The sequence below is a fragment of the Halomicrobium sp. HArcel3 genome (genome assembly GCF_058933135.1).
In genome coordinates, this window is the sequence record NZ_JBZYDN010000002.1 from 570,653 (window position 1) to 585,426 (window position 14,774).

12 protein-coding genes are annotated in these 14,774 nt (G+C 68.0%); 6 read left to right on the top strand and 6 right to left on the bottom strand.

Features of this window, described 5'->3' with window-relative positions; all coding sequences use genetic code 11:
- The first annotated feature begins 104 nt into the window (after positions 1-104).
- A complete protein-coding gene (locus AC5FRV_RS08680; RefSeq protein WP_493560691.1) occupies positions 105-1,292 on the top strand; it encodes a tubulin/FtsZ family protein in 1,188 nt (395 codons plus the stop codon).
- Positions 1,293-2,058: 766 nt separating this feature from the next.
- Here the strand turns inward: AC5FRV_RS08680 and AC5FRV_RS08685 are convergent.
- Positions 2,059-2,799 (bottom strand): protein-L-isoaspartate O-methyltransferase family protein, encoded by a 741-nt coding sequence (locus tag AC5FRV_RS08685; RefSeq protein WP_493560692.1) that lies wholly within the window; start codon positions 2,797-2,799, stop codon positions 2,059-2,061.
- Positions 2,800-2,989: 190 nt separating this feature from the next.
- Between AC5FRV_RS08685 and AC5FRV_RS08690 the strand changes: the two genes are divergently transcribed.
- Both AC5FRV_RS08690 and AC5FRV_RS08695 read left to right on the top strand, forming a co-directional pair.
- Positions 2,990-3,505, top strand: a complete 516-nt coding sequence (locus tag AC5FRV_RS08690; RefSeq protein ID WP_493560693.1) for a hypothetical protein — start codon at positions 2,990-2,992, stop codon at positions 3,503-3,505.
- Positions 3,506-3,594: 89 nt separating this feature from the next.
- Positions 3,595-4,107 carry a hypothetical protein gene (locus tag AC5FRV_RS08695; protein WP_493560694.1) on the top strand — a complete coding sequence of 171 codons (513 nt, stop codon included), beginning with the start codon at positions 3,595-3,597 and terminating at the stop codon, positions 4,105-4,107.
- A gap of 4 nt (positions 4,108-4,111) precedes the next feature.
- On the opposite strand, the gene AC5FRV_RS08700 is transcribed toward AC5FRV_RS08695, so the two are convergent.
- From AC5FRV_RS08700 to AC5FRV_RS08715, 4 genes are all read right to left on the bottom strand, one after another.
- Complete coding sequence (locus AC5FRV_RS08700; protein ID WP_493560695.1) at positions 4,112-4,741, bottom strand: protein-L-isoaspartate(D-aspartate) O-methyltransferase; 630 nt, start codon at positions 4,739-4,741, stop codon at positions 4,112-4,114.
- A 96-nt stretch (positions 4,742-4,837) separates the two neighbouring features.
- Positions 4,838-5,494 (bottom strand): HVO_0476 family zinc finger protein, encoded by a 657-nt coding sequence (locus AC5FRV_RS08705; RefSeq protein WP_493560696.1) that lies wholly within the window; start codon positions 5,492-5,494, stop codon positions 4,838-4,840.
- Between the two features lie 86 nt (positions 5,495-5,580).
- Entirely contained in the window at positions 5,581-7,617 is a 2,037-nt protein-coding gene (locus AC5FRV_RS08710) for a PKD domain-containing protein (RefSeq protein WP_493560697.1), read from the bottom strand.
- A gap of 397 nt (positions 7,618-8,014) precedes the next feature.
- On the bottom strand, positions 8,015-8,965 hold the full coding sequence (locus AC5FRV_RS08715; RefSeq protein ID WP_493560698.1) for an aminopeptidase: 951 nt from the start codon (positions 8,963-8,965) through the stop codon (positions 8,015-8,017).
- Between the two features lie 174 nt (positions 8,966-9,139).
- On the opposite strand from AC5FRV_RS08715, the gene AC5FRV_RS08720 reads away from it, so the two are divergent.
- Positions 9,140-10,213, top strand: coding sequence for a type II glyceraldehyde-3-phosphate dehydrogenase (locus AC5FRV_RS08720; RefSeq protein ID WP_493560699.1), 1,074 nt, complete (start codon positions 9,140-9,142; stop codon positions 10,211-10,213).
- Positions 10,214-10,256: 43 nt separating this feature from the next.
- On the opposite strand, the gene AC5FRV_RS08725 is transcribed toward AC5FRV_RS08720, so the two are convergent.
- Positions 10,257-10,748: a metallophosphoesterase gene (locus AC5FRV_RS08725; protein WP_493560700.1), complete on the bottom strand. Its 492-nt coding sequence runs from the start codon at positions 10,746-10,748 to the stop codon at positions 10,257-10,259.
- Between the two features lie 109 nt (positions 10,749-10,857).
- Here AC5FRV_RS08725 and AC5FRV_RS08730 point away from each other — a divergent pair, with 109 nt between their 5' ends.
- On the top strand, positions 10,858-12,753 hold the full coding sequence (locus tag AC5FRV_RS08730) for an ABC transporter ATP-binding protein (RefSeq protein WP_493560701.1): 1,896 nt from the start codon (positions 10,858-10,860) through the stop codon (positions 12,751-12,753).
- Positions 12,750-14,741: an ABC transporter ATP-binding protein gene (locus AC5FRV_RS08735; RefSeq protein ID WP_493560702.1), complete on the top strand. Its 1,992-nt coding sequence runs from the start codon at positions 12,750-12,752 to the stop codon at positions 14,739-14,741. The genes AC5FRV_RS08730 and AC5FRV_RS08735 overlap by 4 nt, the downstream gene beginning before the upstream one ends.
- Positions 14,742-14,774: the final 33 nt, after the last annotated feature.

Sequence of the window (14,774 nt, forward strand, 5' to 3'; positions counted from 1 at the left end):
CCGGCAGTGTTCGGTCGGCTAAGGTCCCGATAACGGTCGTGACAGCGCGCGTGACGGGAGGTAAGTAGCCTATAATTAATCGGCCCCCTGCCGGAGTCGCGTGCATGAATCTCGCAGTGATCGGCTTCGGCAACGCGGGCGGCAAGATCGCCGACAGGTTGCTGGCCTTCGAGCGCGAGACCGGACGCTCGCTCAGCGCCTTCGCCATGGCCGTCAACGCGGCGGCAATCGATCTCGAGAGACTGGAGGTGATTCCGGAGGAAAAGCGCCTGCTCATCGGCCAGACACACGAGCAGGTCAAGGGCCGCGGCGCCGGTGCGGACCCCGAACTCGGCGCCGAGGTGACGCGCCAGGACCTCAACGAGATCGAGCGTGCCCTCGACGGCGTCCCGCTCCACGCCGTCGACGGCTTCCTCGTCGTCGCGGGGCTCGGCGGCGGCACGGGCTCCGGTGGCGCGCCGGTCCTGGCCGAGCGTCTCGGCGAGACCTACGAGGAACCGGTGTACGGCCTCGGCGTGATGCCTGGCTCGGCCGAGGGCGGCCGGGCGTCGCTCAACGCCGCCCGCTCGCTGCAGTCGTTCACCAACGCGACGGACAACCTCATGCTGTTCGACAACGACGCCTGGCGGTCGACCGACGACTCCATCGAGGGCGGTTACCAGCGCACCAACCAGGAACTGGCCCGACGGTTCGTCACGCTGCTGGCCGCCGGGGAAATCGACGGCTCGCAGGTCTCCGAGAGCGCGATGGACTCCAGCGACATCCGCCGCACGCTGTCGACGGGCGGGGTCAGCACCATCGCCTACAGCGAGGCCACCGTCGAACAGGAGACCCGCAAGAACCAGGGCCTCCTCGGCCGCCTCTCGACCAACGGCCACGACGAGAACGAGAGCGAGAACAGCGACCTCCCGATGAAGATCCACGGCCTCGTCCGCAAGGCCGTCCAGTCCCGACTCACCTGCCCGGCGGACGTCTCCTCGGCCGAACGCGCACTCATCGTCATCTCCGGGCCGCCACGGGAGTTCTCCCAGAAGGGGATCCAGCGCGCCCGCCAGTGGCTCGAACAGGAGACCGAGTCCGTCGAGGTCCTGGCCGGCGACGACCCTCGGCAGGACGCCGACCACCTTTCGGCCTGCGTGCTCCTGTCCAACGTCACCGACGTCCCCCGCGTCGACCAGCTCCAGGAACAGGCCGTCGGCGCCCAGGACTCCATCGACGACCAGGCGGCGACCCGCGAAGACGAGATCGACGACCTGATCACCGACGACCAGAACCGCATCGACCCTGTGTAGTAGTTCGATACGTCGCTATTTGCTTCGAGTGTACTTCGAGAAGTGGCTCTTTGAGCACTGAATCCGCGTTCCTCCGTCCGCTCGCTGCTCCTGCCGATACCGCAAACAACCAGAAAGCCCTCGGCGCGCTCCAGTCCCGGGGCTTGCTGCGCACCTCACTTCGTTGCGGTGCCCTCAGCGGAGCTGAGGACTACGCGAGAGCGGAGCTCTCGCGGTCGCTTACTGCGCCCGGGTTCCCGGAGCGCGCCTCGCCCTTTCAGTCCACCGGAAGACTCACTTCGTTCGTCTTCCGAGCCCTGCTTTGCTTCGCTCAGCAGGACACCAGGTCAGCACAGCACCGCGGCCCTGCCCTTCCCCTTCCACGCGAGCGAAGCGAGTGTGGGCTCGAAAGACGAGGTGTGCCGAGTCTTTCGGTGGGTCGCGCGATAAAACGCGCTCCCGGCCGGGCGGTTGCTGAAGGAAGCGTGTCGCGCCGCCAGGCGCGACCGGGGAGGTTTGGTGGTTATAATCGCGAGCGTCCTCGTGGCGCGAGCAACGCTGTTCCTGGAGGACTGAAAGGGCGAGGCCCGCTCGACGAAGTCCGACGACGTAAGCACCGCAACGGAGTGAGGAGCGCAGCGAGTCGCACGAGTCGAGCGGGCCGAGGGCTTTCCGTTGTTTGGAGTAACGTTGTCGGCTGCTGTCAAGCGCGCCGAGGGCTTTCCTTTGGTACCGCTGTCGAGGTCGAGATCGCGACGACGAACCACAGCAGAATTAGAGAGAACTCCTAGTAGCTGTCCCAGTCGATCCACTCCTGCTCCCAGCCGGTGCGGGACTCGGCCGACCGACGGGCGCGCTCGCGGTCCTCCCGGCGGGTCCGGTTGCGCTCGGGCGTGTCGGCCTGTTCGCCTTCCAGCAGCATGGGCTGGAAGGCGACGCCGCCGAGGCGGGTGTCGACCTCGCCCGAGGAATCCACGGTCACCAGCGACTGCTCGCCGGCGCCCAGCGGCATCACCAGTCGACCGTCGTCGGCCAGCTGGCGGACGAGCGCCCGGGGCGGTTCGATGGCGGCCGCCTCCAGGAGAATTCGGTCGAAGGGGGCGTACTCGGGCAGGCCGTCGGCGCCGTCGCGGCGGTCGACGAGGACGCCGCCGTAGCCCGCCTTCGAGAGGTTCGAGCGCGCGTCCAGCACCAGTCGGCGAGCGATGTCGATGGCGTGGACGTTGGCCTCGCCGACGAGTTCGGCGACGACGGCAGCGGTGTAGCCGACGCCGACGCCGATGACGAGGACGTCGTCGCCCTCGGCGGGGTCCAGCGCCTCGACTATGCGGGCGACGGTACTCGGCGAGAGGACGCGCGTGCCGAAGCGTTCGAACGGGCGGTCGGCGTAGGCGCCGCGCTCGTCGTCGACGAACACCTCCCGCGGCACCGTCCGCATGGCCTGGGAGACGTTCGGGGAGTGGACGCAGCCCTTGCTCTCGTGTTGCAGGCTGTCGACCATGTCGTCCCGCACGACCGCGAGGTCCATACGCCGCAGTGAGAGCCCGATGCTATTCAATGAACTGGTCGGGGCGAACCCGTCGGCGTCTTTCGATCACCACCGGCAAAACCGCCGTAGAATGACCGTCGGTATCGTCGCGAGCCGGTCCCTCGTTCGAGCGGTCACGAACGACCATCGTCGCGGAAGATTGACAACTGGTTGTCCTGAATGCGCGTCTATGCAGATGACGCCGGACCCGCTGCTCGGAAGCCTGTCGGCGAATCTGGTCGGTGCGCTCGGGCTGGCCCTGGTCCTCGTCGTCGGGCCACTCGTCGCCCGGCGGAAAGCCGAAACCGCACGTCTCGCGGCGGCGAGCGGCGTCCTCGCGATGGCGGTCGGACTCGCCGTCTGGCTGGCCCCGCGGGTCGCTGCGGGAACGTTCCAGCGGTACGCCTGGTCCGGCCCAGGAATCGTGCTCGGTGTCGTCCTCTACGCCCTCGGCGCGGGCGTGCTCGCACTCCAGGTCGCCGGACCGGTCTACGGGTTCCTGCGATACGGCTTCATCCTGCCACTGGGGGCGGCCGTCGCCGCGACCGCACTGTCGACGTTTCTCTTCTTTCAGGTCGGTGGCGAAATCGGCTCGTTCGTCCTCTACGTCGTTCTCAGTCCGATGGCCGTCGGCGCGATATGCGGGGCTTTCACGCTCGAATTCGTCGCGCGGCGACTGAACGGTTCGCGGCCGCTGTCCGTCTAGAGCGGCGGGACTGACGGCCCGACGTCTCACCTTCCGGACGGTCTCTCCCGGGCGGAACGTTGACGGGAGCAGCCTGCGAACGCGACGGTATGCAGGGCTTGCCGGACCCGCTGCTCGGGAGCAGGCTCGCGAACCTGGGGGTCGCCGTCGCGGTGGCGCTCGCGCTCGTGGCCCTGCCGCTCCGATATCGCCGGTCCGACACGCCCTTCCGAATCGCGGCGTCGAGCGGGATTCTCGCCGCCGCCGTCGGGCTTACACTCTGGGCGGTCCCTCGGCTCGCTGCCGGGACGTTCCAGCAGTTCACCTGGACGAATCCCGCCGTCGCCGTGGCTCTCTACGCGGTCGGAACGGTCGTCCTCGGTGTTCAGGTCGCCGGGCCGGTGTACGGCTATCTGGAGTACGGGCTCGTCTCGCCGCTGGCCGTGGGGGTCGCTGCGACGACGCTATCGACGTTCCTCCACTTTCAGCTCGGCGGCGAGACGGAGTCGTTCGGTCTCTACGCCCTGTTCACGCCGTGGATACTCGCTGTGATTCTCGTGGTCGCGTTGCTGGAGGCGGGCGCCCGCCGGTTCGTCGTCCCTCACGTCGCCAGGGCGGAGTAGCGGGTCACTGCAACTCGACGAAGCGAACGCCGCCGTGGCGCTCCTGCTCCAGGGACCCGTCGGCGCGCTTGTGGGCGCGGACCAGCGTCTGTCGTCCCCTTCCGATGGGGGCCAGCAGGAGGCCCTCGGGCCGGACCTGATCGACGACCGCATCGGGAAACTCCGGCGCTGCGCAGGTCAGGTACGCGCGGTCGTAGGGGGCGTGGTCGGCCCACCCCTGCTTGCCGTCGCCGGCGCGGACCGAGACGCCCTGGTACCCCAGGTCGGCGAGTCGCCCGCGAGCATCATCGGCAAGGTTCTCGTGGTACTCGACGCTGTAGACGTTCTCCGCACCCACGATCTCGGCGGTGACGGCGGCGTGGTAGCCACAGCCCGTCCCGATTTCGAGGATCGTGTCACCTGGCCGCAGGTCCAGCAGGTCGGCCATGATGGCGACCATGTGGGGCGCACTGATGGTCTGGCCCTCGCCGATGGGGAGTGGGCGGTCGGCGTAGGCGTCGGCGCGCTCGTGGTCGGGGACGAAGGCGTGGCGCGGGACGGCCCCCATCGCGTCGAGCACACGCTCGTCGTCGACCGCCTCGCGCCCCGCGAGCCGGTCGACCAGGCGCCGGCGGCGCTCGGCCCAGTCAGTCATGGGTGCCGCTAGCACGGCCGAGGACAAGAGCGCGTCGGCGAGAAGCGACCGACGGCAGTGGGTCTCCCCGCCGTCAGGGTCGAGCAGCCGGTGGCGCTACCAGGCCGACCACGCCGTCGTGGACTCGTCGCGGACGTAGAGGCGCTTGACGTCCTTGGCCACCACGGAGTCCCCGCCCTGGTCGTAGCGGTCGCGGTCGTAGCCGTGGGCGTCGTCGCGGACGTGGAACCCCTCGACGGTGAACTCGTTGTCGCCGTACTCGGAGCTGCGGCCGACGATGAACTCCTCGTCGCCGGGGATGTGGAGCTTGAAGCTCTCGGTCTCGTCGTGGCGGCCGTCTTTGGGATGCATCGTCACGTTGACCGAGACGTTGCCGACGGCGCGCGTCCAGATGGTCCGGACGTCCTCGGCAGTGGCCTCGTCGACGCGCTGCTCGCCGTCGAGTTCGAGGCTGGTGATCCGCACGGTCATGATCGCCTCCTCGGTCTCCAGCAGGAACTCCTCCCCGGTCGCCAGTTCCTCCTCGGCGGGGACGTCGACCTGCGCGGAGAAGGACTCGCCCTCCTGGGAGACGACGACCTTGCGCTGGATCTCGCTGGCTTCGGGAAGCTGTGTCTTGTGGACGTGGTCACACTCGGTACAGCGAACCGTCACCTGCCCGCCCGGCTTGAGCACCTCGTGGACCGTCTCCAGGTCCGGCGAACAGGCCGGACACGGCAGGGCGACGCGTTCGCCCGGTGTAGCGTCTGTCATGCGAAGGGCTACTGGGTCCGAGCGTAAATGCGCGTCGTACTCGGCGTGCACCCCGCGCTGCTGCCGACGGTGATCAGCCGAGGGCGTCAGCCGCGAAGCAGTCGCAGGCCACCGAGTACCAACACTGTGACGCCGGCCCCGATCCCGACAGACGTGGGCACGCCGCCGTTATCGTCGGCCGCCGCCTCGGCAGCGGTAGTCACGGCTGCACGTTCGGTCGCCGAGGCGCGATTCGAGGCCGAAGTCGAGGCCGACGCGTCCTGTGTGGCGGCCACGTCCACCTCCGAGGTGGTCGTCCGAACGACTCCTCGGTCGTCCCGCACGCTGAGTGTGACCGTGTACGTGCCCGGTGACGCGAACCGGTGGGTGACGCGTTCGCCCGTCGCGTTCGTCCCGTCGCCGAACTCCCATCCGTACGCCTGTACCTGCCCGTCGGCATCTGCCGACCCCGAGGCGTCGAACTCCACCTGCGTGCCGGCCTCCGGGCTCGCGTCCGAGGCGTCGAACGCCGCCGTGGGCGGCTGGTTCGGCGTGCGGACGGTGAGTGTTCTGGTCACCGTCGCCACGTTTCCAGCCGCGTCGGTGACGGTGAGCGTGACATCGTACGACCCGGCGGTGGTGTAACTGTGCGTGGCACTCGCACCGGTGCCGACGCTTCCGTCGCCGAAGTCCCACTCGTGGCTCGCAATCTGTCCCTCTGGGTCGACGGACCCGGACCCGTCGAACGTCACTTGCTGCCCAGGTTCGACCTTGCCGCGAGAGGTGGCGAACACCGCTCTCGGGTCCCTGTCTTCGACCGTGAGCCGTGTCCGAACCGTGTCACTGAACCCGTCCGTGTCCTCGACCGTGAGCGCAACATCGTACGTCCCCGGCGTCGCGTAGCTGTGGGTGACCCGCTGCCCGCTGGCGGTCGTGCCGTCCCCGAACGACCACGTGTAGCTGTCGATGGCCCCGAACAGCGAGTACGAGTCAAGCCCGTCGAAGGCGATCGTCTGTGCCGAGCGTGGCCTATCGGGGACGGCAGTCACGTTCGCGTGAATCGCCGTATCGAGCACCGAGGTGGTGTCGACGATGCCCGGAAGGGATCCGGGGACCGCGACGGTCGGATCGCCCGTGGCCGTCGACGACTCGATGCTACCCACGTCGAAGACCTGCGTTCCGTTCTGTGACGTGCTCGACTCGTTCGTACTCGTGCCGTTGACGAACGTGAACTCTGTCCCGCCGACACCGGACAGTCGCGTGTTCACCGACACCAGCGAGGCGTTGATGCTCCGCGGTGCCGAAACGTTGGTGAACGTCTGGGTGAAATAGCCGTCTCTCTCGACGCGGACGGTACGGGACTGGTCGACCCAGAACTCGCCGACCCACGGCGTCTGTCCGACCGCCTGTCCGTCGACGTAGACGGTCGCATCGTCCGGCGTCGAGACGACGATGACCGGCTTGGTCCGTCGCTCCATCGAGAGTCGAACCGTCGACCTGTTCAGTGCGACACGCTCGCTCGCCGTCCGATAGCCGTCGGCGCGAACCTCGACGGTCGCCTCGCCGTATCGCCTCGTGTGGTCGACCGCGAACGACCCCGTCCACGGCGTCTCCCCCCGGCGTTCGCCGTCGAGATACACGTCCGCGCCGTCGACGTTCGCGGTCACCGTCACGTCCCTGCGCGTGTCATTCGCGGGCGTCTCGATTTTGAGCGGATCGTCTACGAACACGTAGTCGAGGCTCGTGACGGATTCCGACGAGAGTACGTCCGCATCGAGCAGCCGAACCGTCAGGACCGAGAACGTCGGGTCGACCGCTATCGGGTCGGTGTCGCCGCCGCCCTGTGCGAACACCTCGTCGCCCGTTATCTCGAAGATGAACGTCCCGTCCCGGTCCCGCCCGACCGGAACGCTCCGCACGGTCGACGTCCCGCCGGCGTCGAGCGCCAGCACGACCTCCATCTCGGGATTGCCGGCCCCCAATCCACCGACCTCGGGGAACTCCGTGTCCGCGTCGACCGTCACCTGGAACGACGACACGTACCCGTCGCCGTCCACGTCTACCCTATCTGAGATGGTTATCTCCGTTATCTGTGCCTCCGGGTCGTCTGCCGAGGCGATTCCGACGCTAGCGCTGACGGCCACCAGTACGACTAGGACACAGACGCCGAATGCACGCGGCGTCGACCTCATCTCCCTCCCGAAAACGGTTGGTTCGTATTTCATCATTCACACCTGACCGGTCTCGGAACCGGTCTCAGCCGGCCCCTCACCGCTCGTTCTCCACCGACACCAGTCAGCGGAGCGCTTACAGAACTCGTCTCATGCCCACCGTTGAATAACGAGACACTAGCTGTGTAGTGTCGGCGTATCCGCGTGCTAATACTTGTCCGTTGGCTGTTTCGATACCGCCATTTTCACGAGAACGCGGCGGCGAGCGGCCGTGATACGCCGATAAATAGCAACGTGGAACCGAGTGGGTTTCACGATACCCGGGACCGTCCACTTCACCCCCGCGTTCGCGTGTCGCTCGCGCTCCCACTCACTCCCGCCGCGGAAGATCGATCTCCTCACCATCTGCGAACACCGTCGGTTCCGTCAGGATGCCGTCGAGGTGGATCGGTGCGTCGGTGTCGCCGCCGATGGCGTGGTCGTCGCCGATGGCGATGTGGACGGTGCCGCCGGCCTTCTCGTCGAGCAGCACCGACCCCACGAGCTCCTCGACGGCGACGTTGGTGCCGATGCCGAGTTCGGCGAGGTTGTACGCGGCGTCGCCCACCTCCTCGGCCGCGTCCTCGATTTCTTCGCGAACCCGGTCGTCCGAGATATCAGTGACGTAGCCGTCTTCAACCTCGAACCGGAGTTCCTTGCCCTCCAGCGCGCCGTAGGGCATCATGGTCCCGTCGACGACGAACGTGCCGTTGGCGTTCTCGGGGCTGAGGAACACCTCGCCAGCGGGGAGGTTAGACATCGACCCGGCCTCGTGGACGATGCCGGTGTCGAGGCGCCACTCGCGGGCACCCGGTTCGAAGGTGATGTCCGTGCCCTGTGGCGACGTCACCCGGATCTCGTCGGCGTCCTCGACCTGGGCCAGGACGTCCCGGCAGTGCTGGGCGATGGCCTCGTAGTCGGCGTCCAGGCCCATCAGGAAGACGGCGTCGGTGATTCCTGGTAGGGTTGCGACGCGGGCGCCGGCATCCGTCGCGTCACTCCGGGCGCGCGTGTGAGTCACGCTCTTCGTGGTGGGCGCCAGCACGACGTCGGCGCTGGCCATCGCGGCGGCGACGGGTTCCGGCGGTTCCTCGCCGTGTTGCTCGCCCGGCGGGTAGCGAAGCAGGATGGCGTCGTCCGTTATCTCGCTGGCGACGGCGTACAGCGCCTCGCCGATGGCCTGGCGCTTGTCGTCGGTGACGACGGCGCAGGACTCACCGGGCTGGAGGTCCATGCACTGCTCGACGGCGGTCTCCGCGGGCTTCCTGAGCGACGAGTTCATGCCGAGGACTGGGTTCGGCGGGGGATTAGGTCTTGCGTCCGCGGTCCGAGAGGCCGCCCCATCGTCCACCTACTGTCCGGGGACGATCGGTTGTTTCCGATATACTCCGAAGCGAGTTAAATTGTTGCATCGGAGACGACAAGAAATATACCCGCTGGCCGAGAATCACGGGACATGCTCCGCGTGGGCATCAATGGATTCGGTACTATCGGGAAGCGCGTCGCCGACGCAGTCCGGGCCCAGCCGGACATGCGGGTCGCCGGCGTCGCGAAGCGGTCCCCGAACTACGAAGCCGAGGTCGCCCTGGACCGCGGCTACGCACTATACAGCGCCGCCGACGACGGCGCCACGCCGTTCGAGGACGCGGGCCTGCCCGTCGAGGGCGGCGTCCACGACCTCGTCGTCGAGAGCGACATCGTCGTCGACGCCACGCCCTCCGGCGTCGGCGCCCAGAACAAGGGCATCTACGAGGCCCACGACACCCCGGCCATCTTCCAGGGTGGCGAGTCCGCCGACGTGGCCGAGGTGAGCTTCAACGCCCGCGCGAACTACGACGATGCGGTCGGCGCCGACTCCGTCCGCGTCGTCTCCTGCAACACCACGGGGCTCTCCCGCGTCCTCGCTCCACTGGAGGAGTCCTACGGCGTGGAGAACGTCCGCGTGACCCTCGTACGGCGGGGCGGCGACCCCTCCGACACCGGCCGCGGGCCGATCAACGACACGCTGCCCGATCCGATCGGGATCCCCTCCCACCACGGCCCCGACGTCCAGACCATCTTCCCAGACGTGAACATCACGACGATGGGCCTGAAGGTCCCCTCGACGCTGATGCACACGCACGCGCTCAACGTCACCCTCGACGCCGAGCCCTCGACAGAGGAGGTGCGCGACCTGTTCGCCGGTGAATCGCGCCTCTTCCTCCTCCCCGAGCGCCTCGGCATCGACGGCGCCGGCAAGCTCAAGGAGTACACCAGCGACGCCGGCCGGCCTCGCGGCGACGTCTGGGAGAACTGCATCTGGGACGAGTCGCTGACGATGGACGGCGCCGACCTGTACCTCTTCCAGGCCATCCACCAGGAGGCCGACGTCGTCCCCGAGAACGTCGACGCCGTCCGGGCCATCGTCGACGCCGCCACCAAGGAGGAGAGCGTCGAGCGGACGAACGAGGCGCTGGGCGTCGGTTCCGGCCTCACCGACCACGCCGTCGACCACACCGACCCCATCTCCGACGCCGCCAGCGACGACTGACGGCGCTCTCGCTGTTTCTCCGTTTTTCGTCTTTCTCCACGACCTACGCCAGTTCTTCGAACTCGACCTCGCCCGTCTCGGTATCGAGGACCGCCACCGAGAACGGTTCGGGCGCGCCCGCGAACGCGATACCGCCGGGATTGATCTGGACGGTGCCCTCGAACACTTCGTAGGTCTGCTCGTGGGTGTGCCCGTGGAGGACGTAGTCGTAGTTGGCCGAGGCTACTAGCGCCTCGACGATGGCTTCGCTCGTGCCGTGGTAGACGCCGAGGTCGGTGCCGTCGAGGGTCAGTTCGGCCATCTCGCCGTGGTAGGTGCCGAACTCGTCGATGGCCGACTGGAGCGCCCACTCGCCGTCGTTGTTGCCGCGGACGGCGTGGAACGCGAAGTCCGAATCGAACGGTGTCGCCGAGAACGGCGCGACGATATCCCCGCAGTGGACCACCGTCTCGACGTCGCGTTCTTCGAACGTTTCGACCGCTGCTTCGACCAGATCCAGGTTGTCGTGCGTGTCCGCGACGATGCCGACGAGCATACGCGTCGTTCGCCCGGCCAGGGCAAGAAGGCTGGCGTCACTGGCGATTGTGGCCCTGTCACAGGGTACCGAATGATATTTACCGGGGTCGTCGGTACGACGAAAAGACATGTCGTCGACGGAAATCGTCGGGGATGGGGCGACGGAACGGGGAAATCCCCTCTGGTGGCTGTTCCGGCGCCACGGGGTCCCCCGGTGGCGCCAGTTCGCCGTCGGGATGACGCTGTCCGCCCTCGGGCGCTTCCCACAGCAGGCACCGGCGTTCCTCATCGGGATGGCGATCAACGCCATTCTCGCCGGGACGGAGGCGTTTCGGCTGCCGCTCGTTCCCAGCGAGTTGGTCCCGACGGACCAGGGGGGCCAGTTGCTCCTGACCGGCGGTCTGCTCGTCGCGGCCTACGGTCTGGAGACGCTGTTCGACTTCGTCGCACGCCACCAGATGGGTCGATTCGGCACGTACTTCCAGCACGACGTCCGCATGGACGTCTTCGACACCGTCCAGCGGCTGGAACTGGGCTTTTTCGACGACCGCGACACCGGCGACGTGATGAGCGTGCTCAACGACGACGTGGACGAACTGAACGCGTTCGTCTACGGCACGGTCAGCCGGGGTGCGGCGATGGTGTCGCTGGCCGTCGCGGCGTTCGTCTACATGCTGTGGCTGCAGTGGCAACTCGCGGTCGTCCTGCTCGTCGTGCCGGCGGTCCTGTTCGCGTTGAGCTACTGGTTCTCGGCCCACATCGAGCCCAAGCACGAGGCCATCCGCGAGCGCGTCGGCGAACTCAACGGCCGGCTGAACAACAACGTCGAGGGCGTCTCCGTCATCAAGGCCTTCGGCACCGAACGCGCCGAGCGCGAGCGCGTCGAGCGCGCCTCGCGGAACCACCTCGACGCCCAGTGGGATGCTCACCGGTCGCAGGCGACCGTCGACCCGGTGATGCGCGTCGTCTCGGACACCGGTCGCGTGCTCACGCTCGTCCTCGGCGGCTACTGGGTGATCTCCGGACAGGCTCCGCTCTTTTTCACCGGGGACCTGGCCGCCGGGACGCTCGTCTCCTTCCTCATGTACGCCGGCGCGCTCGTCACGCCGATGCAGGGGATCACCGACGTCGTCGACTCCTACCAGAACAGCAAGTCGGCGGCAACGCGGCTCCGCAAGGCCGTCGAGAACGACGCCGTCGCCGAACGCGAGGGTGCCAACGACCTCGCCGACCCCGAGGGCGCCGTCGATTACGAGGACGTCACCTTTCGGTACCCCGGCCGCGAGGAACCGACCATCGACGACGTGAGCTTCACGGTCGAACCGGGCGAGACCGTCGGCGTCGTCGGGCCGACGGGGGCAGGCAAGTCGACCCTGCTCTCGTTCCTGCTGCGATTCTACGACCCCGACGAGGGGACGATTCGCGTCGACGGGATCGACGTCCGGGACCTCACCGTCGAGAGCCTCCGGGAGTCGGTCGGGTACGTCTCACAGGACCCGTTCCTGTTCGATGGCAGCGTGCGCGAGAACGTCGCCTACGCCGAGACCGACCGCACCGACGACGCGGTCGTCGAGGCCGCGAAGCTGGCCGGCGCCCACGAGTTCGTCACCGACCTGCCCGAGGGGTACGACACCGAAGTTGGTGAACGCGGCGTCAAGCTCTCGGGCGGCCAGCGCCAGCGCATCGCCATCGCGCGGGCCATCGTCCGCGACCCCGCAATCCTGATCTTCGACGAGGCGACCAGCCACGTCGACAACGAGACCGAGGTGCTGATCCAGCGGACGCTCGATAACCTGGCCGCCGACCGGACGACGTTCCTCGTCGCCCACCGCCTCTCGACGGTCCGCGACGCCGACCGGATCCTCGTGCTCGACGACGGGCGGCTGGTCGAATCCGGTACGCACGACGACCTGCTCGCCGGCGACGGGCTGTACGCGGACCTCTGGCGCGTCCAGGTCGGCGACGTCGCGGCGCTACCGGAGTCGTTCCTCGAACGCGTTCGCCGGGAGGAGGACGTGGCATGAGCGACGAGTCCGAAGAAGTCGACGAGTCCGACGACACCGAGGAGGCCGACGAAGCGAACGAGACCCGGGAATCGAGCTACCGGGCCGATACCGACTGGCCGGTGCTGGCACTGATGCACGACCACGGCCGCCCCTACCTCCACCTCGCGGTGGCAGGTCTGCTGATCCGGCTGGTGTGGATCGTTCCCGGCCAGGCCAGCACGGCCATCCTGGGGTACGCCTACGACACGCTGTTCAGCGACGCCCGCGAGTTCGCGCCGCCGCTGGTGCCGCAGGCCTGGATACAGGAACCGATCGACCAGCTGTGGCTCGTCGCCGGTGCCATGCTCGGACTGACCGTTCTGGGGAAGGTGTTCCAGGTGCTCCGGACGCTCTCCTGGGGCGCGTTCGCGTTCAACCTCCAGCACGACGTGCGCACCGGCACCTACGACACCGTCCAGCGCCTGGAGATGGGGTTCTTCGACGACCACCAGACGGGCGAGGTGATGTCCATCCTCAACAACGACGTCAACGAGATGGAGGCGTTCTTCACGGACACCATCGACGACGCGATGACCGCCGTCTCCTTCCTCCTCGGCGTCGGCTTCTTCATGGTCCTGCTGAACTGGCAGTTCACGCTGGTGGCGCTGGCCGTCGCGCCCGTCATCGTCGCCGCCAACTACTGGTTCTCGGGCCGGATCGGCGCCGCGTACGGCGCGATCCGCGAGACGACCGGCAAGCTGAACGCCCAGCTCCAGAACAGCGTCAGCGGGATCTCCGTCGTCAAGGCCTACACCGCGGAACCCTTCGAGTACGACCGCGTCGGGAACGCCTCCCGGGCCGTCGTCGACGCCGGCCTCGAGCTGGTCGACATCAGGGCGAGACACTACCCGTCGATGCGCGCGCTCACGGGCGTCGGCGTCGTCCTGACCTTCGGTATCGGGGCGTTCTGGGTCGTCGACGGCCCGCCGGGTCCGTTCACGCTCACGTTGACGGCCGGGACCCTGCTCACGTTCCTCCTGTACACCCAGCGCATCTCCTGGCCGATGATAGAGGTGGCCGGCGTCATCGACAGCTACCAGAGTGCGAAGGCCTCGGCCGACCGGATCCTCGGCGTCCAGCGGGCGGCGGAGTCGGTCACCGAGCGACCGGACGCGACCGAACTCGACGCGGTCGACGGCGGCGTCAGCTACGACGACGTCACGTTCGCCTACCCCGAGAGCGACCGCGGCGACCCGACGAACGGCGACGGCGGCGAGAACGGCCCGGTCCTCACAGACGTCTCCTTCGACGTCGACCCGGGCGAGACGGTCGGTATCGTCGGCCCGACCGGCGCGGGGAAGTCGACGCTGCTCAAACTACTCATGCGGTTCTACGACGTGGACGAGGGGAGCGTCCAACTCGACGGCCACGACGTTCGGGACCTGACCGTCGACAGCGTCCGGGACGCCGTCGGCTACATCAGCCAGGACCCGTTCCTCTTCTCGGGGACGGTCCGGGCGAACGTGACGTACGGCACCCCGCAGACCGACGAAGCGGCGGTCTGGACTGCCCTGGAGCGAGCGGAGGCCGACGCCTTCGTCGCGGACCTGCCCGACGGCCTCGACACGACCATCGGCGAGCGCGGCGTCAGGCTCTCCGGTGGCCAGCGCCAGCGCCTCTGTCTCGCCCGGACGATGCTCCACGACCCGGACGTCCTGATCCTCGACGAGGCGACGAGCCACGTCGACAACGAGACGGAGGCGCTCATCCAGCGCAGCATCGCCTCGCTCGTCGCCGAACGCACCACCCTCGTCGTGGCCCACCGGCTCTCGACGGTCAGGGACGCCGACCGCATCGTCGTCCTCGACGACGGCGAGGTGGCGGAGGTGGGAACCCACGACGAGTTGCTCGACGCCGACGGTCTGTACGCGTCGCTCTGGCACGTCCAGGTCGGCGACGTCCAGTCGCTCCCCGCCGAGTTCGTCGACCGGGTCGAACAGCGGGCCGACGCCATCACTACCGACTGAGTGGCGTCGCCGCCGGCTGACGGGTTATCGACG